The organism is Labrys wisconsinensis (assembly GCF_030814995.1).
Lineage (GTDB): Bacteria > Pseudomonadota > Alphaproteobacteria > Rhizobiales > Labraceae > Labrys > Labrys wisconsinensis.
The window spans coordinates 152,888-176,925 of record NZ_JAUSVX010000001.1 but is presented as its reverse complement, the minus strand read 5'-3'; the positions used below and the strand labels follow the sequence as shown (position 1 = coordinate 176,925).

General features: G+C 68.8%; 19 protein-coding genes. 6 read left to right on the top strand and 13 right to left on the bottom strand.

The window, feature by feature from the left end:
• Positions 1–94: 94 nt before the first annotated feature.
• A complete protein-coding gene (gene pheT, locus QO011_RS00830) occupies positions 95–2,512 on the bottom strand; it encodes a phenylalanine--tRNA ligase subunit beta (RefSeq protein WP_307266467.1) in 2,418 nt (805 codons plus the stop codon).
• 334 nt (positions 2,513–2,846) lie between these two features.
• On the opposite strand from pheT, the gene rpsO reads away from it, so the two are divergent.
• The 4 genes from rpsO to QO011_RS00810 all read left to right on the top strand — a co-directional run bounded on the left by rpsO (position 2,847) and on the right by QO011_RS00810 (position 7,280).
• Positions 2,847–3,116 (top strand): 30S ribosomal protein S15, encoded by a 270-nt coding sequence (rpsO, locus tag QO011_RS00825; protein WP_307266464.1) that lies wholly within the window; start codon positions 2,847–2,849, stop codon positions 3,114–3,116.
• A gap of 227 nt (positions 3,117–3,343) precedes the next feature.
• Positions 3,344–5,482, top strand: coding sequence for a polyribonucleotide nucleotidyltransferase (gene pnp, locus QO011_RS00820; RefSeq protein ID WP_307266461.1), 2,139 nt, complete (start codon positions 3,344–3,346; stop codon positions 5,480–5,482).
• A 168-nt stretch (positions 5,483–5,650) separates the two neighbouring features.
• Positions 5,651–5,974 carry a hypothetical protein gene (locus tag QO011_RS00815; RefSeq protein WP_307266458.1) on the top strand — a complete coding sequence of 108 codons (324 nt, stop codon included), beginning with the start codon at positions 5,651–5,653 and terminating at the stop codon, positions 5,972–5,974.
• A gap of 361 nt (positions 5,975–6,335) precedes the next feature.
• On the top strand, positions 6,336–7,280 hold the full coding sequence (locus QO011_RS00810) for a crotonase/enoyl-CoA hydratase family protein (RefSeq protein ID WP_307266456.1): 945 nt from the start codon (positions 6,336–6,338) through the stop codon (positions 7,278–7,280).
• A 9-nt stretch (positions 7,281–7,289) separates the two neighbouring features.
• Here the strand turns inward: QO011_RS00810 and QO011_RS00805 are convergent, their stop codons facing one another.
• The 9 genes from QO011_RS00805 to QO011_RS00765 all read right to left on the bottom strand — a co-directional run bounded on the left by QO011_RS00805 (position 7,290) and on the right by QO011_RS00765 (position 18,387).
• Positions 7,290–9,557, bottom strand: coding sequence for a putative bifunctional diguanylate cyclase/phosphodiesterase (locus QO011_RS00805; protein WP_307266455.1), 2,268 nt, complete (start codon positions 9,555–9,557; stop codon positions 7,290–7,292).
• Positions 9,558–9,888: 331 nt separating this feature from the next.
• A complete protein-coding gene (locus QO011_RS00800; protein ID WP_307266452.1) occupies positions 9,889–11,100 on the bottom strand; it encodes a YncE family protein in 1,212 nt (403 codons plus the stop codon).
• A 55-nt stretch (positions 11,101–11,155) separates the two neighbouring features.
• The gene (locus QO011_RS00795) at positions 11,156–11,968 is read right to left on the bottom strand and encodes a creatininase family protein (RefSeq protein WP_307266450.1); all 813 of its coding nucleotides are present in this window, start codon (positions 11,966–11,968) and stop codon (positions 11,156–11,158) included.
• A 66-nt stretch (positions 11,969–12,034) separates the two neighbouring features.
• On the bottom strand, positions 12,035–13,111 hold the full coding sequence (locus tag QO011_RS00790) for an ABC transporter ATP-binding protein (protein ID WP_307266449.1): 1,077 nt from the start codon (positions 13,109–13,111) through the stop codon (positions 12,035–12,037).
• A gap of 5 nt (positions 13,112–13,116) precedes the next feature.
• Positions 13,117–13,959 (bottom strand): carbohydrate ABC transporter permease, encoded by an 843-nt coding sequence (locus QO011_RS00785; protein ID WP_307266447.1) that lies wholly within the window; start codon positions 13,957–13,959, stop codon positions 13,117–13,119.
• Positions 13,960–13,962: 3 nt separating this feature from the next.
• A complete protein-coding gene (locus QO011_RS00780; RefSeq protein WP_307266444.1) occupies positions 13,963–14,880 on the bottom strand; it encodes a carbohydrate ABC transporter permease in 918 nt (305 codons plus the stop codon).
• Positions 14,881–15,125: 245 nt separating this feature from the next.
• Positions 15,126–16,391, bottom strand: a complete 1,266-nt coding sequence (locus tag QO011_RS00775) for an ABC transporter substrate-binding protein (protein WP_370881885.1) — start codon at positions 16,389–16,391, stop codon at positions 15,126–15,128.
• Between the two features lie 89 nt (positions 16,392–16,480).
• Positions 16,481–17,674, bottom strand: a complete 1,194-nt coding sequence (locus tag QO011_RS00770) for a PLP-dependent transferase (protein WP_307266442.1) — start codon at positions 17,672–17,674, stop codon at positions 16,481–16,483.
• Positions 17,671–18,387 carry a FadR/GntR family transcriptional regulator gene (locus QO011_RS00765; protein ID WP_307266439.1) on the bottom strand — a complete coding sequence of 239 codons (717 nt, stop codon included), beginning with the start codon at positions 18,385–18,387 and terminating at the stop codon, positions 17,671–17,673. The genes QO011_RS00770 and QO011_RS00765 overlap by 4 nt, the downstream gene beginning before the upstream one ends.
• A 280-nt stretch (positions 18,388–18,667) precedes the next feature.
• Here QO011_RS00765 and QO011_RS00760 point away from each other — a divergent pair, with 280 nt between their 5' ends.
• Together QO011_RS00760 and QO011_RS00755 are read left to right on the top strand one after the other, a co-directional pair.
• Complete coding sequence (locus tag QO011_RS00760) at positions 18,668–19,777, top strand: fatty acid desaturase family protein (RefSeq protein WP_307266436.1); 1,110 nt, start codon at positions 18,668–18,670, stop codon at positions 19,775–19,777.
• Between the two features lie 31 nt (positions 19,778–19,808).
• Positions 19,809–20,123, top strand: a complete 315-nt coding sequence (locus QO011_RS00755) for a MocE family 2Fe-2S type ferredoxin (protein ID WP_307266433.1) — start codon at positions 19,809–19,811, stop codon at positions 20,121–20,123.
• A gap of 152 nt (positions 20,124–20,275) precedes the next feature.
• Here the strand turns inward: QO011_RS00755 and QO011_RS00750 are convergent, their stop codons facing one another.
• From QO011_RS00750 to QO011_RS00740, 3 genes are all read right to left on the bottom strand, one after another.
• Positions 20,276–21,304: an ABC transporter permease gene (locus QO011_RS00750; RefSeq protein ID WP_307266431.1), complete on the bottom strand. Its 1,029-nt coding sequence runs from the start codon at positions 21,302–21,304 to the stop codon at positions 20,276–20,278.
• Between the two features lie 32 nt (positions 21,305–21,336).
• Complete coding sequence (locus QO011_RS00745) at positions 21,337–22,872, bottom strand: sugar ABC transporter ATP-binding protein (RefSeq protein WP_307266429.1); 1,536 nt, start codon at positions 22,870–22,872, stop codon at positions 21,337–21,339.
• 174 nt (positions 22,873–23,046) lie between these two features.
• Complete coding sequence (locus QO011_RS00740) at positions 23,047–23,973, bottom strand: sugar ABC transporter substrate-binding protein (protein WP_307266425.1); 927 nt, start codon at positions 23,971–23,973, stop codon at positions 23,047–23,049.
• Between the last annotated feature and the right edge of the window lie 65 nt (positions 23,974–24,038).

Below are 24,038 nucleotides of genomic sequence, written 5' to 3'. Positions count from 1 at the left end.
ACTTGATTTTGCATCTTCCATGCAAAATCAATGCTGCTCAGACTAGCAAGTGCAAGCAGGTTCGAGAGAACCTGCTTGGCCGGCCGCCCTCTCCTCAGGCCCTCAGGGTCGCGCCGGTCTTCCTGGCGACCTCGGCGACGATGCGGCCGACCACCGCCTCGATCTCCGCATCCGTGAGGGTCTTCTCGCGCGGCTGCAGCGTGACGGCGACGGCGACCGACTTGGCGCCGGGCTCGACGCCGCGGCCCTCGTAGACGTCGAACACCGCCACGTCCGCCACGAGCTTCTTGTCGGCGCCCAGCGCGGTCTTGACGATGTCGGCGGCCTTGACGGAGCGGTCGACCACGAAGGCGAGGTCGCGCGTCACCGGCTGGAAGGCCGAGACGTCGAGCACGCCGCGGCTCTTGGTCGGCTTGGGCTTGGACAGCGGGATCTGGTCGAGCACGATCTCGAAGGCGGCGAGCGGCCCGGCGACGTCGAGGCCCTCCAGCGCGGCGGGATGCAGCTCGCCGAACCAGCCGATCACGGTCTGCGGCCCGAGCTGGATCGTGCCGGAGCGGCCGGGATGGAACCAGGCCGGACCGCCGGGCACGATCTGCAGCTTGTCGACCGGCGCGCCGAGGGCGCCGAGCAGCGCCAGCGCGTCCTCCTTGGCGTCGAACGCGCCTGCCGGCGCGGCGGGCGCCGACCAGTGGCGGCCGCCGCCACCCGGCCGGGCGAGGCCGCGCCGCAGGCCGGCGGCGGCGATCTTCTGGTCCTCCGGCTTGTCGCCCCGGAACACCTGGCCGACCTCGAACAGGGCGACGTCGCCATTGCCGCGGTCGGCATTGCGCTGCGCCGCCGCCGCCAGGCCCGGGATCAGGCTCGGGCGCATGTCGGAGAGGTCGGCAGCGATCGGGTTGGCGAGCGCCAGGGCCGGCTGGCCGCCGCCGAACAGCACGGCCTGCGCCCGGGCGATGAAGGACCAGGTGACCGCCTCCATCAGGCCGCGGGCGGCCAGCGCCCGCTTGGCCAGGCGCGTGCGCTTCTGGATCGGGGTGAGCACCGGGGCCGGCACATGGGCTTCGCGCGGCAGCGGCGTCACCGGAATGGCGTCGACGCCGACGATGCGCATCACCTCCTCGACGAGGTCGGCCTTGCCCTCGATGTCGGGACGCCAGGTCGGCGGCGTCACCGAGCGCACCGGGCCGTTGCCGGCGATCTCGAAGCCGAGCGAGGCGAGGATGCGCAGGATCTCGGCCTCCGGCGTGTCGAGTCCGGTCAGGCGCCGGACCTCGGCGAGCGGGAAGGCGATCGGCGCGGCCTTGCCCGGCACGGCGCCGGCCATCGTGAGCTCGGTCGGCTCACCCCCGCACAGCTCCAGCACCAGCGCGGTCGCAAGCTCGGCGCCCGGCACCATGAAGGCCGGGTCGACGCCGCGCTCGAAGCGGTAGCGCGCATCGGTGTTGATGCCCAGCGTCCGGCCGGTGCGGGCGACGTTGAGCGGCTCCCACAGGGCGGATTCGATCAGCACGTCGGTGGTGGCGGCGTCGCAGCCCGAATGCTCGCCGCCCATGATGCCGGCGATCGATTCCACGCCGCCGCCGTCGGCGATGACGCACATGGTCGGGTCGAGCGCATAGGTCCTGCCGTCGAGCGCCAGCACGCTCTCGCCCTCCCGGGCGCGGCGCACCGTGAGATCGCCCTTCACCTTGGCCGCATCGAAGACGTGCAGCGGCCGGCCGCGATCGAAGGTGACGTAGTTGGTGATGTCGACCAGGGCGTTGATGGGCCTGAGGCCGATGGCGGTGAGGCGGCGCTGCAGCCAGTCCGGCGAGGGGCCGTTCCGCACGCCGCGCACCAGGCGCAGGGCGAAGGCGGGGCAGAGCGAGGGGCCGTCGCCGAAGTCGAGCGTCACCGAGACTGGGCAGGGGCCCCGGCCCTCGACGGCGGGGACGGGCGGGGTCTTCAGCCGGCCGAGGCCGGCGGCGGCGAGGTCGCGGGCGATGCCGGCGACGCCGGTGCAATCGGGCCGGTTCGGCGTGAGGTTGATCTCGATGATGGGATCGTCGAGGCCGGCCCAGGCGGCGTAGGGCGCGCCGACCGGCGCGTCGGCCGGCAGGTCGAGGATGCCGTCATGGTCGCTGGAGATCTCCAGCTCGGCGCCGGAGCACAGCATGCCGCGGCTCTCGATGCCGCGGATCGAGCCGATGCCGAGCGTGATGTCCTTGCCGGGAATATAGGTGCCGGGCGGCGAGAACACCGACCGCATGCCGGCGCGGGCGTTGGGCGCGCCGCACACCACCTGCACCGGGCTGCCGCTGCCGGTATCGACCATGCACACCCTGAGCTTGTCGGCATTGGGGTGCTGCTCGGCCGAGACCACCGCGGCGATGGTGAAGGGGGCCAGCGCCCGGGCGCGGTCCTCCACCCGCTCCACCTCCAGCCCGATGCGGGTCAGCGTCTCGACCACGGCATCGAGGGAGGCGTCGGTGTCGAGGTGGTCCTTCAGCCAGGAGAGCGTGAATTTCATCGGACGGGCCTGCGCAGGAAACGGTTGCGCCAGCCGATAGCGCGTCGGCGCGGCGGATGCAAAGGAACCGTGTCGGTGGTGATGAAAGGACCGGCGGGAGCGGCCGGCGGCGGTGCTGCGCTTTGTGCTAGCTTTTCCCGGCGGTTTCCACTATTAGGCGGCGCCAGCCCGGCTCTGCGCCTGGCTGAAGACTCCGCTCCCGCTGACCCTCCTGGACGACATCCCGGCCGGGCCGACGTGCAAAGCGGACCACGGACTTTGTCCGTATCCCTCGTCGCAAGACGGTTCTCGCTCCCGCGCCCGGCGCGGCGGCGTGCTTTGAAAGGATCTATCGATGTCGATCACGGCCGAGCGCAAGGAAGCGCTCATCAAGGACTACGGCACCAAGCCGGGGGATACGGGTTCGCCCGAGGTGCAGGTTGCGATCCTGACGGAGCGTATCACCAACCTCACCGGCCACTTCAAGACCCATGTGAAGGACAACCATTCGCGCCGCGGCCTGCTCAAGCTCGTGGCCCTGCGCCGTTCGCTGCTGGACTATCTCAAGTCCCGCGACGAGGCGCGCTACAAGACGATCATCGAGCGGCTCGGCATTCGTCGTTGATCGACGGCTCATCTTCAGAAAACGGGGCGTGGCGGCATGGGGCCGCCGCGCTTTCCATCCGACCGGACGCGCGGCACGCCATGGCAGGATCGCGGGACGCAACTCTCAAAGCCCTTCCGGCTTCGAGGGCGCGTCGCGCCGTCTTGCGCATGGCTTTGTTGCGTTGGGCCTTGCCGTCTGAACGGCTCGGCGCGTCCGGTCGACGCATATCGACAGGATAAGAAACCATGTTCACCATTTACCGCGAAGAACTCGAATGGGCCGGGCGCAAGCTCACGCTCGAAACCGGCAAGGTCGCCCGCCAGGCCGACGGCGCCGTGCTCGCCAGCTATGGCGAGACCACCGTGCTCGCCACCGTCGTCTCGGCCAAGCAGCCGAAGCCGGGCCTCGACTTCTTCCCGCTGACCGTCAACTATCAGGAGAAGGCCTTCGCCGCGGGCCGCATCCCGGGCGGATACTTCAAGCGTGAAGGCCGTCCCTCCGAGCGCGAGACGCTGATCTCGCGCCTGATCGACCGGCCGATCCGCCCGCTGTTCGTCGAGGGCTACCGCAACGAGACGCAGGTCATCGTCACCGTGCTCTCCCATGACCTCGTCAACGACACCGACGCCCTGTCGATGGTCGCCGCCTCCGCCGCGCTGACTCTGTCGGGCGTGCCGTTCATGGGCCCGATCGGCGGCGCGTCCGTCGGCTACATCAACGGCGCCCTGAAGCTCAACCCGACCATCGACGAGATGAAGGAGTCGACCCTCGAGCTGATCGTCGCCGGCACCGCCGACGCGGTGCTGATGGTCGAGTCCGAAGCCAAGGAGCTCTCCGAGCAGACCATGCTCGAAGCCGTCATGTTCGGCCATCGCGGCTTCCAGCCGGTGATCGAGGCGATCATCCGTCTCGCCGAGAAGGCCGCCAAGGAGCCGCGCGACTTCCAGCCGGCCGACCGCTCCGAAGCGGAGAAGGCGGTCCTGGCCCTGATCGAGGACGACCTGCGCGCCGCCTATTCGATCACCGCCAAGCAGGAGCGCTACGCCGCCGTCGACGCCGCCAAGGCCAAGGTCGTCGCGCACTTCCTGCCCGAAGGCGTCGAGAACCCGACCTATTCCAAGCAGGAGATCGCCGAGGTCTTCCACGACCTGCAGGCCAAGGTCGTGCGCTGGAACATCCTGGACAAGGGGATCCGCATCGACGGCCGCGACGTCAAGACCGTGCGCCCGATCGTGGCGGAAGCCGGCTTCCTGCCGCGCACCCACGGCTCGGCCCTGTTCACCCGCGGCGAGACCCAGGCCCTGGCCGTGGCCACGCTCGGCACCGGCGAGGACGAGCAATTCGTCGACAGCCTGGAGGGCACGTACAAGGAGCGCTTCATGCTCCATTACAACTTCCCGCCCTATTCGGTGGGCGAGGCCGGCCGCATGGGCTCGCCCGGCCGCCGCGAGATCGGCCACGGCAAGCTCGCCTGGCGCGCCATCCACCCGATGCTGCCGCCGGCGCACGAGTTCCCCTACACCATCCGCGTCGTCTCGGAGATCACCGAGTCGAACGGCTCGTCCTCGATGGCGACGGTGTGCGGCACCTCGCTGGCGCTGATGGATGCCGGTGTGCCGCTGCGCGCGCCGGTCGCCGGCATCGCCATGGGCCTGATCCTGGAAGGCGAGCGCTACGCCGTGCTCTCCGACATCCTCGGCGACGAGGACCATCTCGGCGACATGGACTTCAAGGTGGCGGGCACGCAGAACGGCGTGACCTCGCTGCAGATGGACATCAAGATCGCCGGCATCACCGAGGAGATCATGGGCGTCGCCCTCAACCAGGCCAAGGACGGGCGCCTGCACATCCTCGGCGAGATGGCCAAGGCGCTGACCAGCGCCCGGGCCGAGCTCGGCGAGCACGCCCCGCGCATCGAGGTGATCCAGATCCCGGTCGACAAGATCCGCGAAGTCATCGGCTCCGGCGGCAAGGTGATCCGCGAGATCGTCGAGAAGACCGGCGCCAAGGTCAACATCGAGGACGACGGCACCGTCAAGATCGCCTCCGCCTCGGGCACGGCGATCAAGGCGGCGATCAACTGGATCAAGTCGATCGCCTCCGAGCCGGAGATCAACATGATCTATGACGGCACCGTGGTGAAGACCACGGACTTCGGCGCCTTCGTCAACTTCTTCGGCGCCAAGGACGGCCTGGTCCACATCTCGCAGCTCGCGGCGACCCGCGTCAACAAGGTCACCGACGTGATCAAGGAAGGCGACAAGGTCAAGGTCAAGCTGCTCGGCTTCGACGAGCGCGGCAAGGTGCGCCTGTCGATGAAGGCGGTCGACCAGAAGACCGGCGAGGACCTGGAGAAGAAGGCCGAGGGCCAGGCGGCCGAGTGAGCCGTCTTCCCATCGGACGATCGTGACAAGGGCGGCCCCAGGGCCGCTCTTTTTGTGTGTGGTCCCGGCTTGGGGCCTGTGCGGGAGGCCTCGACCGCCGGGCCGGCCGTGATAAGCTCGCGGGGTCGAGAGCCGACCCGGGACCACCCGCGAGATGGAGCGTCGCGCATGACGAAGCCGGTCTTCGGTCAGTGGCAGCGGATGGGCAGCGTGCCCAGGGACGGCACGCGCGTGCTCGCGCTGATCCGCAAGAGCGAGCAGGGACCCGACGAGGTCGACGTGGTGCGCTGGGCCCGGGACGCGACGGCCGGGGACGAACGGTGGATCTCCACCGACGGGGATTCGGAGTGCGTCATCCTCTACGCGGAGGCCGAGCTCGCCTTCTGGATGCCGCTGCCCTCGCCGGTGACGGACCGGCAGACGCCCTATGCCGCCGCGGACCTGCCGGCGCCGCCGCAGCGCGAGGAGGAGGCGGGCGGTTCGGGGATATGAGCGGTGGCGGCCGGCGAGGCGCCGGGAGCAGGCTCGCGATCCGGCAGGACTCCGCGGCGGGACGCGCGGCCGTGTCGTCAGGGAGCGGATTTTCGCGTCATGGTAGAATTTTATTTGTATAATTTATCTTAAATTGTCGACCGCCTCGACTCCTGTGGGCTCGGCCCAGTTCGTAAATATATAGTTAAAACCGATGGTATTCTGGTTCGAAGCGGATCTCAATCCGGAAAATTTGCTGAAAAGGTGAGGATTCGGCCGTCGATCGCCGCATCGGCGCGACGCTGCGCGCTGCTGCGTCAATCATCATGTCATGGCGCCGGCGCAAGAGCGTTGTTATGGTATATAAATACTTAAAGGGGTCATGACCATGTCGGTGCCGCGCGTCGCGCTGCCCCCGCCTGCGGTGCAAAAATCTGCGACCGGGGCGCCATCACAGCCGCAGGGCCAGCCGCAGCCGGGCCCGGCCAAGGACCTGTTCAACCTCCGGCAATTGGAGGTCACGCTGGATTCTCACGCGGCGACCTTGTGGACCTTCATGCGGCCGTTCGGCCGCCCCAGCTACAATCCTTCGATGCTGCTGGACTTCCATGCCTGGCAGGACGGCATCGTCGAGACCTTCGGCGACAGCGAGGGCGCCCTGCGCTACATCGTCCTCGGCTCGCGCTTTCCGCGCGTCTTCTGCCTCGGCGGCGACCTCAGCCATTTCGCCGATCGCATCGTCCAGCGCGATCGCGAAGCCCTGGTGCGCTACGGCAAGTCCTGCGTGCGCATCCTGCATCGCAACATGCGGGGGCTGGACCTGCCGATCGTCACCATCGGCCTGGTGCAGGGCGACGCGCTCGGCGGCGGCTTCGAATCGCTGCTCTCCTTCAACGTGGTGGTGGCCGAGAAGGGCTCGAAGTTCGGCCTGCCCGAGACGGTGTTCGGCCTGTTCCCGGGCATGGGGGCCCATTGCTTCCTGACCCGGCGCCTCGGCGCGGCGCAGGCGGAGCGGATGATCCTGAGCGGCGGCATCTACACCGCCGAGGAGATGTACCAGATGGGCATCGTCCACGTGCTGACCGAGCCCGGCGAGGGGGTTGTGGCGGTCAAGGAGTACATCGCCGCCCATACGCGCCGCCACAAAGGGCACCAGGCGATCTACCGGGCCTCGCGCACGGTCAACCCGATCACGCTGCAGGAGCTGGACAGCATCGTCGAGATCTGGGCGGACACGGCGCTGCAGCTGCGCGAGCAGGACCTGAAGGTGATGCGCCGCCTGGTGGCCGCCCAGGACCGGCTCCTGGGCGTTCCGACGGAGAAATAAGCGGGCCGGTCAGGCGACGAGCTTGGCCCGCTGCGCGTCGCCCCGCAGCACCTCGCGGATCTCGTGCGAGGGCACGGGCCGCCCGAAGAGATAACCCTGGCCCTCGGTGCAGCCCTCGGCCTTGACCCGCTCGAACTGCTCGGTGGTCTCGATGCCCTCAACGAGGATCGACATGCCGAGGTCGCGCCCGAGGCTGGCCACGGCCCGCACGATCGCGGCCGAGCCGGCGTCGTGGCCGATGTCCTTGACGAAGGAGGAGTCGATCTTGATCTTTTCGAAGGGATATTTGCGCAGATAGCTCAGCGAGGAATAGCCGGTTCCGAAATCGTCGAGGGACAGGCGCACGCCGAGCTGGCGCAGCTGCGTCATGGTGGCGAGCGTGAGATCGCTGTCCTGCAGCAGCACCATCTCGGTGACCTCGAGCTCGAGGCGGCTGGCCGGCAGGCCGGACTTGGCGAGGGCCGTCACCACGCTGCTGCCCAGACTCCGGCTCTTGAACTGCACCGGCGAGAGGTTGACGGCCAGGCGCGTGCCCTTGGGCCAGGCCGTCGCCTCGACGCAGGCCTGGTTGAGCACCCACTCGCCGAGGGAGACGATCAGGCCGGTCTCCTCGGCGACCGGGATGAATTCCAGCGGCGAGATCCAGCCGCGGCTCGGATGCCGCCAGCGCACCAGCGCCTCGCATCCGGCGATGCGCCGGTTGGAGAGCTCGACCAGCGGCTGGTAGTGCACCTCGAACTCGCCGCGCTCCCAGGCGTGGCGCAGGTCGAGCTCGAGGGCCCGGCGCGCCTGCGCCCCCGCGTCCATGCTCGGCTCGAACAGGCGGTAGGCGCCGCGCCCGTCCGCCTTGGCACGATAGAGCGCGAGGTCGGCGTTCTTGAGCAGGCGATCGCCGTCCATGCCGTCGCGCGGCGCGATGGCGATGCCGGCCGAGGCGCCGATCTCCAGATGGTGGCCTTCGATCTGGAACGGCGCGGACAAGGCCTCCATCAGCCGCCGGGCGAGGCGTGAGGCGTCCTCGCCGCGGCGGATCGGGTATTGCATGATGACGAACTCGTCGCCGCCGAACCGGGCGACGACGTCGGTGTCGCGCACCGCGGCGCGCAGGCGGTCGGCGACGGCGCGCAGCAGCCCGTCGCCGACGGGATGGCCGAGCGTGTCGTTGACCGACTTGAAGCGATCGAGGTCGATCCAGTGCACGGCGAGGCGGTCGGCGCCGCCACGCAGGCGCGCCAGGGCGCTGTCGGTGTGCTGGTGGAAGGTGCGCCGGTTGGCCAGGCCCGTCAGCTCGTCATAGCGCGCCATGCGGGCGACGATGCGCTCGGCCTCCTTGCGCGCGGTGATGTCCTCGAAGATCACCACCGAGCCGCCCTCCGGCATGGCGCGCTGCGACAAAGAGATGGTGCGCCCGTCGGTGAGGCGCGCCTCGGTCTGGCCGACATGGCCGCCCGCGGCCTCGCGCGCCAGCTTGCCGAACACACGGCGCACCACGGCATGGCTGTGATGGCCGCTGCGGATGGCGATCTGCATCAGCTCGTGGGTGGAGACGCCGGCCCGGACCAGGCCCGCCGGCAGGCCGGTCACCTCCAGGAAGCGCTCGTTCCAGACGACGAGGCTGCCGTCGCGGTCGAACATGCACAGGCCGTGCGACATGTTGGTGAGGGCGGCATCGAAGCGGTTGGCCTGCTCGCGGTAGCGGCCGGCGAGCTCGGCCTTGTCGCGGGTCGTCACCAGCGCCTGGACGATGATGTCGCGGATGCTGAGCGTGATGTCGATCATCGCATAGACGAACATCAGCAGGACCGTGGCGAGCGTCGCCTGCATGGTCCCGCCGTTGAGGTAGAGCCCGATCGACAGCGGCACGGCCGCGAGCGTCAGCTGGGCCACGGCGATATAGGGGCGTCCGGCATTGCGCCCGGTGATGCCGGCGGCGTAGCCGACGGACAGGGTCGAGACCACCAGGTGCAGCGCCGGGTCGTTGGTGCGCATCACGGCCAGCAGGCATTGCAGGCCGAGCAGGCCGGAATAGCTCCAGGCTCCGAGCTCGTAGACACGCTCCCAGCGATGGGCCGTCTCGACCAGGCCGGGATCGCGCCGCCGGCGATAGGCCAGCGCGGACAGCACCCGCGCCAGGCCGACGAGGAAGATCGCCGCCGAGCAGGCCGTCAGCCAGGGATCCCGGGACTGGTAGGAGGCCATGGCGCCGACCAGGCCGCCGGCCACCGCCCCGACCACCAGCGAGGCGAAGGGGGCATAGAGCGAATCGACGAGCGCCATCCGCACGTCGCCGGGGAGTTTCGCATCCGCGTTCCGGACGTCGAGCAGTTTGCGAAACAGCAAGGTCATGCAGCCGACGCAGGGGGGTTATGGCGGACGTAGCACGGTAACAGGCAGCCCTGAACGGGGCCTCTTCCCATTGAATAAAATTTTAACGGGCGCGTGTCTCGATTTCTGGAAGCACGGACTCGAACTTCACCGGCGCTGCCTGCGAAGACAGCCGCCGCACTCTGGCGCCGAGATGGATAACAAAAGGTAACGCTGCCCGAGCCCCGACGGCCGCCGCCGCCGGCCCGGCCGGCCTGCGGCGATGCGGCGCGGCGCTCCGGGCTCAGCGCATGTTGCCGGTGTGGCCGAGAGAGTAGCGTCCGGGCTGGGGCCAGACGGTGAGACCGTGCGGGGTGTGGCCGACCGCGACGCTGCGCACCGCGCCGCTCGTGGTGTCGATGGCATAGACGACGTCGTCGAAGCGGCCGGAGAGCCAGAGGGTGCGCCCGTCGGCGCTGACATTGCCCATGTCCGGGCTGCCGCCGCCGGGGATGGGCCAGGTCGTATCCACCTGCCTTGTGCCGAAGTCGAGGACCGAGATGCTGCCGCGGCCATGCGGCGGGCCGCTGACCTGGTGGGAGCCGCGATTGGCGATGTAGAGCTTGCGCCCGTCGCGGCTGGGATAGAGCCCGTGGGTGCCGATGCCGGTCGGGATGAAGCCGGTCTCGGCGAAGGCGTCGCCGTCGAGCACGAACACGCCGTCGGCCATCATGTCGGCGACATAGAAGGCCTTGCCGTCCGGCGCGATGCGGATGTCCTGCGGCATGCCGCCCCGGGAGAGCTTGAGCGTGCCGACGACGCTGCCGGCGACGAGGTCGATCTTGACCAGCGCGCCGCCGAACTCGCAGGTGAAGATGGCATAGCGCCCGTCGATGGCGAAGTCGGCATGGTTGATGCCGGGACAGCTCGGCGTCGGCAGGGTGCGCTGCAGCGCCATGGTGTGGGGATCGCGGAACTCCAGGCGCCGCTGCGATTCGGCCACGACGATGGCCGAGCGCCCGTCGGGGGTGAAATAGAGGTTGTAGGCGTCGTCCACTTCGATCGGCTGGCCCGGCTTGCCGGTCTTGGGGTCGATCGGCACCAGCCGGCCGCCCACGTGGCCGCGGCCGGCGCTGCTCGCCACCCAGAGCGTGCCGAGGTCCCAGGCGGGCACGACGTGCTGCGGGTTGGGCCCGACGCGGAAGCGGTCGACCACGGTCAAGGTGGCGGGGTCGATCACCGTGACGTCGCCCGAGCCGACATCGGGCACATAGACCCGCGGCAGCGCCCCGGCCACCGCCGCCGACAGCCGGTTGGCCGCGGCCTCGCTGTAGAGGTTGGCGGGGTCGGGCACCGGCGGCATGCCGGGCAGCGTGTCCACCGCGGCCGGGGCGGCGGGCACGGCCGGCCCCTCGGGGTCCGACTGGACCTGGGCACGCGCCGCCGGCAGCGGCATCAGGAGGAGGAGGGCGAGGAGCAGGGGCTGGAGCAGGCGCGGTCGCGGCAGAGGAGGCACGGGAGCATCCGGGGCGGGGGTGATCGGGGACTGCGGCCCCGCGGCGATGCGGGGGTCATGGCGAGCGTTCGACCGCCTTGCGGATCGCCGCGACCGCTCGGGCGACGACGGCGTCGACGCCGAGCCGGCCGAGCTCGGCGCTGGAGCCTCGGGGGTCGCCGTGGACGCCGTCCTCGACGCCTCGCCGCGGCCCCGTCCGGAGGCGGTCGAGCCGCACCAGGCCGGGAGCGAGGGCGAGGGTGAGCGAGGTGTCGGCGAGGCCGGCATGGGTGCCGATCTCGGCGCGGTCATGGCCGCGGGCCTCCAGGGCCTGGACATAGTCGGTCTCGGTCGCGCGGTAATAGGCTTCGATGGCATGGGCGCGCACGCCGGTCTTGGCCCATTCGCGGTCGAGCCGGTCCGCCACGACGACCTCGTCCGCCTGATAGCCGCCATGGTCGCCGAGGAAGACGATGTCGGTGAAGCCGTGCAGGCGGAAGCTGCGGGCGGCGTATTCCAAGGTCTTCTCGAAGACGTCGTCGGGCACGGTGATGGTGCCGGGGAAGCGCATATGCGCCGTCGGCGGGCTGACGCCGCCCTCCGGCACATAGGCGATGACCGGCGCGACCAGGGCATTGCCGAGCGTCCTGGCGATCGTCTCGGCCAGCAGATGCGCCCGCATATTGTGCTTGCCGAGCGCCATGTCCGGGCCGTTCTGCTCGGTGCCGCCGATCGGGACGAGGATGGTGGTCTTGCCGGCGGCGACGAGATCGCGCAGCTCGGTCCAGGTCAGCTCTTCCAGGAACACCGTGTCCGGGGCCGGCCCGGCCGTGGCCGGAGACCCGAGGAGCAGGCCGGTGAGGAGAATCAGCAGGAGCCGGATCGCCATGGTGCCGACATCAGCAGAGTTTTGCGCCCGCTGCCATAGGCTCCATGCGAATCCCGCCGGCGCGGCTCAGCTCGCCGGGCGCAGCCGCTCGCCGGTCCGCGGATCGAACAGGCGCAGGTCGCCCGCCGCCACCGCGAGCGGCACCTGCTCGCCGACGGTGATCGCCGGGCGGTCGGTGGTGAAGGCCTTGAAGTCCTGGCCGTCGAGCTGGAGGTGCAGCACCGTGCCGAGGCCGGTCGGCTCGACCAGGTCGGCGCGGGCGTTCACCCCGGCGGTGCCGCATGCGACGCGCTCGGGCCGGACGCCGACGACGACGCGCCCGTCCGCCGGCAGGCCGGCGACCGGCGGCAGGGTGGCGAGCACGGCCTCCCCGACGCGCACGACGATGCCCCGCTCGGCGGCCGTGGCCGTGCCGTTCAGGAAGTTCATCGCCGGCGAGCCGATGAAGCCGGCGACGAACATGTTGGCGGGATCGTCGTAGAGCTCGAGCGGCGTGCCGACCTGCTGGATCACGCCGCCGTTCATGGCGACGATGCGGTCGGCCATGGTCATGGCCTCGATCTGGTCGTGGGTGACGTAGACCGAGGTCGCCTCGAGGTCGCGGTGCAGCTTCTTGATCTCGAAGCGCATCTGCTCGCGCAATCGGGCGTCGAGGTTGGACAAGGGCTCGTCGAACAGGAAGGCCTTGGGCTTGCGCACGATGGCGCGGCCCATGGCGACACGCTGGCGCTGGCCGCCCGAGAGCTGGCGCGGCTTGCGGTCCTGCAGGGCGTCGAGGCCGAGCTTGGCGCCGGCCCGGTTGACCGCCTCGGCGATGCGCTCGCGCGGCGTCTTCTTCAGCTTCAGGCTGTAGCTCATGTTGTCGCGCACGCTCATGTGGGGATAGAGCGCGTAGGACTGGAACACCATGGCGATGTCGCGGTCCTTGGGCGGCAGGTCGTTGACCACGACGCCGCCGATGCGGATCTGGCCCGAGGTCATGTCCTCCAGCCCGGCGATCAGGCGCAGCAGCGTCGACTTGCCGCAGCCGGAGGGGCCGACCAGCACGACGAACTCGCCGGCGGCAATGGCGAGGTCGATGCCCTTGAGGATGGAGACCGGGCCGAAGCTCTTGCGCACGGCTTGGATGTCGATGGAGGCCATGGCCATTACCCCTTGACCGCGCCGGCCGTCAGGCCCTGCACGAGATAGCGCTGGATGAGGAAGAAGAAGGCGCAGGCCGGAATGAGGGCGAGCACGCTCGCCGCCATCATCTGCCCGAAATCGACCGAGAATTTCGACACGAAGGAGAGCAGCCCGACCGGGAAGGTGGTGGCGGCCTGGGCCGAGTTCAGCATCAGCGCGAACAGGAGCTCGCTCCAGGCGGCGGTGAAGACGAAGCCGAGCGTCGCCGCGAGGCCCGGCAGGGTCAGCGGCAGGATGATCTGCAGCACCGCCTTGAAGCGCGTCGCCCCGTCGATCATCGCAGCCTCCTCCAGGTCCTTGGGGATGCCGTCGAAGAAGGACTGCATCAGGAAGGCGGCGAAGGGCACGTTGTAGGCGACGTAGATGACGATCAGGCCGGTGAGGCTGTTGGTGAGGCCGAGCGGGGCGAACAGCTTGAAGATCGGCGCGATGATCATCACCAGCGGGAACATCTGCGTCACCAGCATCAGCCCGACCAGCCAGAACTTGCCGCGGAAGGCGAAGCGCGAGAAGGCGTAGCCCGCGCCCGCCGCCACCAGCGTGGTGATGATCGCCGTGGAGCCGGAGACGATGACGCTGTTGCGGAAGAACAGCGGGAAATCGGAATGGCTGATCACCGAGGCGTAGTGCTCGAAGCCGGTGCGCGAGGGCCAGAGCCGCACGCCCTCGCTGTAGAGCAGGTCGTTCGGCGTCACCGAGACCTTGAGCAGCCAGTAGAGCGGGAAGAGGGCGAACAGGACGTAGAGGCCGATGGCCAGATAGTGCATCGTCCAGAGCGTCGCGCGCTTGCGTGCCGATCCGCGCATGGCTCAACTCGCCTTGATGAGGAGCTGGCGCAGCGCCACCAGCAGGAAGGCATAGGCCAGCAGCAGCACCAGGAGCGCCGCGGCGATGGCCGAGGCATAGCCGAAGTCGAGGCGCTGGAAGGCCTGGGTGAAGATGTAGCTCGCGACGATCTGCGAGGAATCGGCCGGTCCGCCCTTGGTCATGACCACGATCAGGTCGGCGGAATTGGCGATCCACACCGTGCGCAGCATCACGGTGATGGCCACCGTGGGCGCGAGGAACGGCACGGTGATGGAGCGGAAGCGCTCGAAGCTCGATGCCCCGTCGATCTCGGCCGCCTCGTAGATGTCCTTGGGGATCGACTGCAGCGCCGCCAGCAGGGTGATGGCGAAGAAGGGGATGCCCCACCAGACGCAGGCGATGATCGGGCCCCACAGCGCGGTGCGCGGGTCCGACAGGATGTTCTCCGGCGTCGCCATCAGCCCCAGCGCATGGGCCCAGTGGGGCAGGGGGCCGACCACCGGGTTGAACAGCCAGGCCCAGTCGAGCCCGGAGAGGAAGGTCGGCACCGCCCAGGGCAGGAACACCAGGGCCTGGACGATGCTGCGGCCGGGGAAGGGCCGATTGAGCAGCAGGGCCAGGATCAGGCCGAAGACGAACTGCAGCACCACCGCGGACACGGTCCAGACGAAGGTGTTCTTCAGCGCGTTCCAGAAATTGGCGTCAGCCCACAGCTCGCGGAAATTGTCGAGCCCGACGAAGCCGCCGCCGAAGGGGTTGAGCAGCTGGATGTCGCGGAAGGCATAGGACAGGCCGATGACCAGCGGCACCAGCATGATCGCCGCGATCAGGAACACGGACGGGGCGGCATAGAGATAGGGTTCGACGGCGAGCACGAAGCGCCGCCGGCTCGGTCCGATGCTGAGTGCCTCGACGGCCATCCCGGGTCCTTTGGTCTAGAGCTGTGCCGGCGAAAGCCTTCTCCGCGAAGCGGGGAAGGTGGCCCGACGAAGTCGGGTCGGATGGGGTGTGGCGGGCAGGTCTCGGCCGTGTTCGGCTGGCACAACCGTCATGCAAGCGTGTCGAAGGGCTCAGCCCTGCGGACCACACCCCATCCGTCGCCACTTCGTGGCGCCACCTTCCCCGCTTGCGCGGAGAAGGCTTCGCGCCACATCCTGTTTCCGCTCTACTTCTTCTCCGCCAGGTACTTCTGCTGTGCCTTGGTCAGATAATCCGCCCATTGCTTGGCGAGATCCTCCGGCGAGAGCTGGCCGAGCAGGGCCTGCTGCGTCGTCTTCACCGCGATCGAATCGGCGAAGAAGGCGAACTCGGACAGATAGGTCGGCATCACCGTCGGGATGACGTTCTTGTCGGCGAGCTCGGCGAACCAGCCCTTGAACTTGGGATCGGCGTAGAAGGGGTCCTTCTCCGCCGCCGTGTAGATCGGCAGCGCGCCGATCTTCTTGTTCCAGGCGATGTTGCCCTCCGGGCCGTCGAGGGTGGCGATCAGCTTCCAGGCGAGGTCCTTCTCCTTGGAGTTGGAGAACATCGACCAGCTGCCGTAGCCGATGGTGGGGAAGGCCTTGCCGGCCGGACCCTTGGGCATGGGCACGACGTCGTAATCGTCCTTGTTCATGCGCTCGGCGATGGCGATGAGCGCGTCCGGATCCTGGTCGAGCATCGCGCAGGTGCCGGAATAGAAGCCGGAGACGATTTCGTTGAAGCCCCAGTTGACGCTGTCCTTCGGCGCGTAGCCGTTCTTGTAGAGGTCGACCAGGAAGGTGACGCCCTTGACCCAGCCGGGGTCGGCCATGGTGGAGGTGCCGTCCGGCTTGAAGTAGGTGTCGTCGCCGTTCATGGTGGCGCCCATCATCATCCAGCCGTTGAGGCCGCCGGGCCCGCCGCGCAGGCAGTAGCCGGACTTGCCGGGCAGGGCCGAGACCTTCTTGGCCGCGTCCATGAACTCGTCCATGGTCTTGGGTGGAGCATCGACCTTGGCGTCGGCGAACAGCTTCTTGTTGTAGAACAGCGCCCGGAGATAGAAGCCGTAGGGCAGCGCATAGGCGGTGTTCTTGACGTAGCGGCCCATCTGCAGGGCGCGGTCGTTCAGGTCCTTGGTGTGCTCCCACTTGGCCAGATAGGGCTCCAGGCTCTCCAGCATGCCGTTGTTGGCGTAGAGGGAGAGCCAGCGGTCCGGCATCTCGACCACGTCGGGCGTGTCGCCGGCCGAGACCATGGTGGCGAATTTCTCGAAGGCCTGGCCCCAGGGCAGCGAGACGATCTCGACCTTCACGCCGGGATTGGCGTCCTCGAAGGTCTTGACGATGCTCTTGAGCGTCTCGGTGCGCTCGGGGCTGGTGATGACCTCGACCAATTTGAGCGTGGTGTCGGCCTGGGCCGTGCCGGCGACCATCATGGTCGCGGCGGCGGCGAGGAGCAGTTTTCTGATCATGGGCTTCCCCTGTTGGACGCGTGGAATGTCGGTGCGGGCGGCGTGAGGCGCCGCTTCGTATGGTGGCCCGGACGGATGACGGCCGGGCGTCACAGGCTTGCCAGGCCCGGTGCTTCCCTCCCCGTGGTCGAGGCGCTGGCCAGCGCCTGCTCGATGTCGCGCCAGAGGGCGTCGACGCCCTCCAGGCCGACGTGAAGGCGGACGACGCGCTCGGGCACGCCGAAATCGATCGCCGAATTGGGCCCCGCCGCCTGGTGGCGCGTCACCAGCGCCGGCACGACCAGGCTCTCGTGGCCGCCCCAGCTCACCCCGAGCTTGAACAGTTGCAAGGCGTTGCAGAAGGCCGGGATGTCGACGCTCTCGTCGAGCTCCAGGGAGAACAGGCCCGAGGTGCCGATGAGGCCAGGCGGCAGCCGGTTGGCCAGACCGGGATGGTGCACCGCCGTCACCGGCTTCAGCGCCTGGAGGCGGCGGGCGATGGTCAGGCACGCGGCCTCGTGGCTGCGCATGCGGACGGGGAGGGTGCGCAGGCCGCGCAGCAGCAGCCAGGCCTCGAACGGGGCGAGCTTGGCGCCGATATAGGGATGGATGGTCTGGCGGATGCGCCGGATCAGCGCGGCGCTGCCGGCGACGACGCCGGCCACCGTGTCGCTGTGGCCGCCGATATATTTCGAGGCCGAATGCAGCACGAGGTCGACGCCGAGCGTCACCGGCTGCTGGAACACCGGCGTCGCCCAGCTGTTGTCGATGACGGTGACGACGCCTTCGGCCTTGGCGAGGGCGGCGAGGGCGCCGACATCGTGCGCCTCCATCATCCAGCTGGTCGGGCTCTCCATGTAGAACAGCCTGGCGCCCTTGAGCGCGGCGGCCACCGCCTCGTGGTCGCGGCCGTCGACATAGGTGGTCGTCACCTTCCAGCGCTTCAGCAGCGTCTCGAACAGGCGGTAGCTGTCGGGATAGACGTGGCGCACGCAGACGATGCGGTCGCCGGGCTCGACGAAGGCCAGCACCGTGCCCGAGATCGCCGCCATGCCGCTGGCGAAGCCGATGGCATCGTCCGCCGCCTCCAGCGCCGCCAGCTTCTCCTCGAAGGCGCGCACGGTCGGGTTGGTCACCCGCGAATAGACCATGCGCGAGCGCTCGCCCTTGTAGGTCGACACCATCTCGTCGAAGGAGGAGAAGGTGAACAGCGAGGTCTGCACGATCGGCGGCACCACCGCGTCGAAGGCATGGTCGCCGTCATGGGCGACGATGGTGTCCGCGCTGTCGGCGAAATCGGTCATTGCGACATGTCCTTGATGTCCTCCTCGACGATGTCGAGGATGGCGAGGGTCTTGGCCCGGGCCTTGGGCGCGTCCTGGTCGCGGATGGCGTCGAACAGCTCGCGGTGGAAGGGGAAGGAGCGGCGGGCGAAGTCCGGCCGGTCGAACGGCTCGTCGAAGAAGCTTTCGAAGGCCTCGCGGATCTGCTCGAGCAGCTGGCGGAACAGCGGGTTGTGCGTCGCGTCGTAGATGGAGAGGTGATAGGCGAGGTCCTCGCGCCCGGACGTGCCCTTGGCGATGTGCACCCGCTCCATCTGGTCGAGCTTCTCCTCGATGACGACGAGGTCGGCCGGCGTACGGCGCAGCGCGGCGACGGCGCTCGCCTCCATCTCGATGCCGCGGCGCACCTCCAGCGTCTGCAGGAGCCGGTCGCGCAGGTGCGCGGCGTCGATCACCAGCGGCATGTGGATGGCGTCGGCCGAGAACGGGCGCAGGAGGTAGGTGCCGCTGCCCTTGCGCGATTCGACCACGCCCATGACCTGCAGCTGGCTGATCGCCTCGCGCACGGTGGAGCGGCCGACGGCGAGGGCCTCGGTGAGCTGGCGCTCCGTCGGCAGGCGGTCGCCGGCGCCGAGCTTGGATTGCGCAATGAACCCGGCCATGGCGCGCAGCACGCTCTCCACCCGGTCGGCGGGCGGCAGCGGCGAGAGGCCATCGATGGAAGGCTTGCGCATCCGGGTCTCGTCAGGGCCAGAATTGGTCTGACATCTGATCGATCTTGGTGGGAGCGTCAAGCGAAAAGGCGCCGCCCACACGGCGGGCCCGCACATCCCCGCAATCCGGTTCGGCAGCAATGATGGAGTCCATCATATTCCATCATGGATAAAGTCTCATCGCCATCGCACGTGAGCGCCGATGATAGAAAATATTGCACGCCGATTGAGGGGGCGGCGCAGGCTCTGCTACTGAGACGGCCGGCATCGCGGCCGAGGCTGCGGTCGACAGGAGAGGGCAATGGACAGGGCGCGCAGCGGCGACGATCTCCGGCCATCCCGGCGCGACTACAGCCTGGTCGGGCGCGATGCCCGGCGCGCCGTCGAGACCGGCCTGGCGGCCGCGGAATGGTACCACACCGACATTCCGCGCAAGCTGATGAAGGAGCTGATGAAGCGCTCCGACGGCCCCGCCATCCGCGACACGCTGATCTGGCTGGCGGCGCTGGGCCTCTCGGCCGCCGGCGGCACCTGGTTCTGGGGCACGGCGTGGTGCGTGCCGTTCTTCTTCGTCTACGGCACGCTCTACGGCTCGGCGAGCGACTCGCGCTGGCACGAATGCGGCCACGGCACGGCGTTCAGGACGCCATGGATGAACGATGCCGTCTATCAGCTCGCCTGCTTCATGATCATGCGCAATCCCGTGACCTGGCGCTGGAGCCATGCGAGGCACCACACCGACACGGTGATCGTCGGGCGCGATCCGGAGATCGCCGTGATGCGGCCGCCGGACCTGGTGCGGCTGGTGCTGAACCTCTTCGGCCTGCTCGATGCCTGGCACGCGATGCTCGACATGGCCCGCAACGCCGCCGGCCGGATGAGCGCCGAGGAGAGGACCTTCATTCCGGAGCAGGAGCAGCCCAAGGCGATCCGCATCGCCCGCGTCTGGCTGGCCATCTACATGGCGACCGTCGCGCTCGCCCTCGCCCTGCACTCCTGGCTGCCGCTGATGCTGGTCGGCCTGCCGCGGCTCTACGGCGCCTGGCATCACGTGATGACGGGGCTGCTGCAGCACGGGGGCCTGGCCGACAACGTCACCGACCATCGGCTGAACAGCCGCACCGTCACCATGAACCCGTTAAGCCGCTTCATCTACTGGAACATGAACTATCACGTGGAGCACCACATGTTCCCGATGGTGCCCTATCACGCCCTGCCCAGGCTGCACGACCTGATCAAGAACGACCTGCCGGCGCCGAGCCCGTCGATCCTGGCCGGCTATCGCGAGATGATCCCGGCCTTCCTGCGCCAACTGCGCAACGAGGACTATTGTCTGAAGCGCGAGCTGCCGCCGACGGCGCGGCCCTATCGCGAGGACCTGCACGACGTCGCGTCCATGGCGGCGGAATGACGGCCGGCCCGCGCATCCAGGGAGGAAAGCCATGAGCGAATGGATCGAAGCCTGCGACGCCGGCGAGATCGATCGGGAGGACGTGATCCGCTTCGACCATGCCGGGCGCACCTTCGCGATCTATCGCTCGCGGGACGACGCCTATTTCGCCACCGACGGCCTGTGCACCCACGAGAAGGTGCACCTCGCCGAGGGCCTCGTCATGGACGAGATCATCGAGTGCCCGAAGCATAATGGCCGCTTCGACTACAGGACCGGGCAAGCCAAGGGCGGGCCGGTCTGCGTCAACCTCAGGACCTATCCGGTCAAGGTCGAAGCCGGCAGGGTTCATCTCAAGCTGGGGTGATCGCGCGGGGCGGCATGGTCGCCGACGGCCGCTTGTCGGGACAACAGTTTACCCGATTTCGGCCGCGGTCCCGGCTTGCGTCGGGCGAGGACGCGCCCCGCCGTCGTCCTCTCCAGCCTGGCGAGCGGGTCGGCTCCTCCCGTCTCGTCGGCTCACGCCCGGCGGCGCCGGTGCTGGCGATACTGGTCGGCGATCACGGCGGCGACGATGATGATGCCCTTGACGATCTCCTGATAGTAGGCGTCGATCCGCAGGAAGGTGAAGCCGGAGGTCATCACGCCGAGGATGATGGTGCCGATCACCGTGCCGGTGATGCGCCCCACGCCGCCGGCGAGCGAGGCGCCGCCGATCACCGCCGCGGCGATGGCGTCGAGCTCGTACATCACGCCCATGCCGGCCTGGCCGGAGATGGCGCGCGCCGCGGTGACGACGCCGGCGAGGCCCGCCAGCAGGCCGGCAATGGCGTAGACCTTGACCAGGTGGCGGCCGACATCGATGCCGGAGACCCGCGCCGCCTGGACGTTGGCGCCGATGGCATAGGTGAACTTGCCGTAGCGGGTATAGCGCAGGGCGATGTGGAAGATCAGGGCGACGCCGAGGAAGATCACCACCGGCCAGATGCCCGAGCCGATGGCGGCATAGCCGTCCGAGAGCATGCTGACCGGTTGGCCGCGCGTGTACCATTTGGCCAGGCCCCGGGCGGTGACCATCATCCCGAGCGTGGCGATGAAGGGCGGGATGCCGGCATAGGCGACGAGGCTGCCGTTGATCAGGCCGGCGGCGAGCCCGGCCGCCATGCCGACGGCCACGGGCACGATGACGGGCAGGTCGGTCAGCGCGGGATAGACGGCACGGGCATAGTCCGAGGTCTGCGCGAAGCTCGCCGCCATCATCGCGGTGAGGCCGACGACGGATCCCGAGGAGAGGTCGACGCCGCCGGTGATGATCACCTGCGTCACGCCGACGGCGATGATGCCGATCACGGAGACCTGCAGGATCATCACCACCAGGCGTTCCCTGTTCACCAGGAAGCTCTGGCCGGTGACGATCCAGCCGAGCACCTCGAAGGCCAGCGCCATCCCGAGGAGCACCAGGAAGATGCTGGCCTCCGGCGGCCATTTGCGCCGGCGCCGTGCCGCCGGAGGACGCACCGCGCCCGTAGCCGCGCCTTCGCTCGCCATGGTTCCCCTCTCTTTCGTCATGCCCGGTGCGCTCATTGGGCCGCGAGCTCCATCACCTTGACCTGGTCGGCCGCGGCGCGGTCGAGGAAGCCGGTGACGCGGCCCTGGTGCATCACCATGATGCGGTCGCTCATGCCGAGCACTTCCGGCAGCTCGGACGAGATCATCATGACAGCCACGCCCTCGCCGGCGAGGCGGCTGATCAGCTTGTGGATCTCGGCCTTGGCGCCGACGTCGATGCCGCGCGTCGGCTCGTCCAGGATCAGGATCTTCGGCTGCGTCAGGAGCCAGCGCCCGACCAGCACCTTCTGCTGGTTGCCGCCGGACAGGTTCTGGATGCGCTCCTGCAGGTCGGGCGTCTTCACCCGCAGCGTCGCCCGCATCTCCTCGCAGGCGGCGTTCACTGCGTTCTGGGCGACGAAGCCGGCCGTGCAGAATGCCCGGTTCAGCACCGCCACCTGCATGTTCTCGAGCACGTCGAGGATGAGGAAGCAGCCGGTCTCCTTGCGGTCCTCGGTGAGGAAGGCCATGCCGTGACGCATGGCCGTGCCGGGGGAATCGACGCGCACCGGCCGGCCCCGCACCTCGATACGCCCGGCGCTCGCCGGCGTCACGCCGAAGATGGTCTCGGCCACGTTGCTGCGGCCGGAGCCGACCAGACCGGCGACGCCGAGGATCTCGCCGGCGCGGATGTCGAAGGAGACGTCCCGGAAGACGCCGTCGAGGGAGAGTCCCCGCACCGACAGCACGACGTCGCCGATCGGCACCGTCTCCTTCGGGAACATCTGGGTGATCTCGCGCCCGACCATCATGCGGATGATGTCGTTGCGGGTGAGGGCCTCGGCACGGTCGCTGGCGATGTGGCGCCCGTCGCGGAAGACGGAGACCTCGTCGGCGATCTCGAACAGCTCGTTCATCTTGTGGGTGATGTAGACGATGCCTTTGCCCTCGGCCTTGAGGCCGCGGATGATCCGGAAGAGATGCGCCACCTCCCGTTCGGTCAGGGCCGAGGTCGGCTCGTCCATGATCAGCACGTCGGACTCGAAGGACACGGCCTTGGCGATCTCGACCATCTGCCGGGTCGCGACCGTCAGGCTGCGGACCTCCGCCTCGGGGTCGACGTCGATCCTGAGCTGCGCGAACAGGTCCGCCGTGCGCCGGTTGAGCTCGCGGTGATCGACCAGGCCGAGCCGGTTGCGCGGCTCGCGGCCGATCCAGATGTTCTCCGCCACCGTCATGAACGCCATCAGGTTCAGCTCCTGATGGATCATGGCGATGCCGCGCTTCAAAGCGTCGAGGGGCGAGGCGAGACGGACCGCCTCGCCGTTGAGGCGGATGGTGCCGGCATCCGGCTGGTGGATGCCGGCGATGATCTTCATCAGGGTCGATTTGCCGGCTCCGTTCTCGCCCATCAGGGCGTGGACGCTGCCGCGCCGGAGGCGGAAGGAGACGTCGTCGAGCGCCACCACGCCCGGGAACGCTTTGTGGATGCCTTCCACCGCCAGGAGCTCGGCGCCGTCATGGCGCCCACCGGCATCGGGGGCGCAGTGCTCGATCGGGCTTGCCATTGCGGACCTCCGTTCGGGACGTGCGAGGCGCGGGACTGTCGAAAGAAAGGCGGGACCGGCGACGCTGCCCGGCCGCACGCGGCCGGGGGCGACGGGAGGAGGTCGTTCGAGGCGGCCGCCGGTCCCCGCCATCGGCACGCCCGAGGTCGCGTGCCGAATTCGTCGATCGCCGGCTCAGTTCTTCCTGAGGTACTGGCCCATGTTGGCCGGCGTCACCAGCTCGAACGGGATCCACACCATCTGGTCGACCTTCTCGCCCTTGGCGAGCTTCAGGGCGGTGTCGACCGCGCCCGAGCCCTGGGCGGCGGCGTTCTGGAACACGGTGACGTCGAGCTCGCCGGCCTTCATCGCCGCGAGGGCGTCCTGCGTCGCGTCGACGCCGCTGACGACGATCTTGTCCATCGGCACGCCGGCCGCCTTCAGCGACTGGATGGCGCCGATCGCCATCTCGTCATTGTTGGACACCACCGCGTCCGGCTTGATGCCGGCGCTGATCCAATTGGTCATCAGGTCGGTGCCCTCGGTGCGCTTCCAGTTGCCGGTCTGCTTCTCCAGGATCTCGATGCCCTTGCACTCCGGCCTGGCGATCACGTCGAGCACGTCCTGGGTACGCTGGCGGGCGGCCTGGTTGGAGAGCTCGCCCATCATCACGACGATTTTGCCCTTGCCGCCGAGCAGCTTGCAGACTTCCTGCATCTCCAGCGTGCCGGACTGGCGCTCGTCGGAGCCGACGAAGGAGACGTTGGCGGGCAGCTGCTTGTCGGCCGGCATGCGGTTGACGTAGACGAGCGGGACATGGGCGGCCACGGCGAGCTTGGTCATGGCCGGGGTGGCATCGGTGTCGACCGGGTTGACGATGATCGCGTCGACCTTCTGGGCAATGAAGTTCTGAATCTGGTTGAGCTGCTTGCCGACGTCGTTCTGGGCGTCCTCCACCTGCAGCGACACGCCGGGCTTGGTCTTGGCATAGTCCTGCATGCCGTTGCGCAGCACGGTGAGGAAATTGTCGTCGAACAGCGCCATCGAGACGCCGATGGTCTCGGCCGAGGCCGAGCCGATCATCGCGGTCGACAGGACCAGCGCAAGCAACGTCTTCTTCATGTCATGTCCCTCCTGGTCGGGCGTCCGGCGGCGCCCTTGTTCTTCCGGATCACCCCTCGAAGGGG

What these genes read in the sequence shown, in the direction of transcription:
- QO011_RS00745 (WP_307266429.1), bottom strand. Translation starts at nt 22,872, where the DNA reads ATGGCAAGCCCGATCGAGCACTGCGCCCCCGATGCCGGTGGGCGCCAT.
- QO011_RS00795 (WP_307266450.1), bottom strand. Translation starts at nt 11,968, where the DNA reads ATGGCGATCCGGCTCCTGCTGATTCTCCTCACCGGCCTGCTCCTCGGG.
- QO011_RS00815 (WP_307266458.1), top strand. Translation starts at nt 5,651, where the DNA reads ATGACGAAGCCGGTCTTCGGTCAGTGGCAGCGGATGGGCAGCGTGCCC.
- QO011_RS00760 (WP_307266436.1), top strand. Translation starts at nt 18,668, where the DNA reads ATGGACAGGGCGCGCAGCGGCGACGATCTCCGGCCATCCCGGCGCGAC.
- QO011_RS00790 (WP_307266449.1), bottom strand. Translation starts at nt 13,111, where the DNA reads ATGGCCTCCATCGACATCCAAGCCGTGCGCAAGAGCTTCGGCCCGGTC.
- QO011_RS00765 (WP_307266439.1), bottom strand. Translation starts at nt 18,387, where the DNA reads ATGCGCAAGCCTTCCATCGATGGCCTCTCGCCGCTGCCGCCCGCCGAC.
- QO011_RS00775 (WP_370881885.1), bottom strand. Translation starts at nt 16,391, where the DNA reads ATGATCAGAAAACTGCTCCTCGCCGCCGCCGCGACCATGATGGTCGCC.
- rpsO (WP_307266464.1), top strand. Translation starts at nt 2,847, where the DNA reads ATGTCGATCACGGCCGAGCGCAAGGAAGCGCTCATCAAGGACTACGGC.
- pnp (WP_307266461.1), top strand. Translation starts at nt 3,344, where the DNA reads ATGTTCACCATTTACCGCGAAGAACTCGAATGGGCCGGGCGCAAGCTC.
- QO011_RS00755 (WP_307266433.1), top strand. Translation starts at nt 19,809, where the DNA reads ATGAGCGAATGGATCGAAGCCTGCGACGCCGGCGAGATCGATCGGGAG.
- QO011_RS00810 (WP_307266456.1), top strand. Translation starts at nt 6,336, where the DNA reads ATGACCATGTCGGTGCCGCGCGTCGCGCTGCCCCCGCCTGCGGTGCAA.
- QO011_RS00805 (WP_307266455.1), bottom strand. Translation starts at nt 9,557, where the DNA reads ATGGCGCTCGTCGATTCGCTCTATGCCCCCTTCGCCTCGCTGGTGGTC.
- QO011_RS00750 (WP_307266431.1), bottom strand. Translation starts at nt 21,304, where the DNA reads ATGGCGAGCGAAGGCGCGGCTACGGGCGCGGTGCGTCCTCCGGCGGCA.
- QO011_RS00740 (WP_307266425.1), bottom strand. Translation starts at nt 23,973, where the DNA reads ATGAAGAAGACGTTGCTTGCGCTGGTCCTGTCGACCGCGATGATCGGC.
- QO011_RS00785 (WP_307266447.1), bottom strand. Translation starts at nt 13,959, where the DNA reads ATGCGCGGATCGGCACGCAAGCGCGCGACGCTCTGGACGATGCACTAT.
- QO011_RS00780 (WP_307266444.1), bottom strand. Translation starts at nt 14,880, where the DNA reads ATGGCCGTCGAGGCACTCAGCATCGGACCGAGCCGGCGGCGCTTCGTG.
- pheT (WP_307266467.1), bottom strand. Translation starts at nt 2,512, where the DNA reads ATGAAATTCACGCTCTCCTGGCTGAAGGACCACCTCGACACCGACGCC.
- QO011_RS00770 (WP_307266442.1), bottom strand. Translation starts at nt 17,674, where the DNA reads ATGACCGATTTCGCCGACAGCGCGGACACCATCGTCGCCCATGACGGC.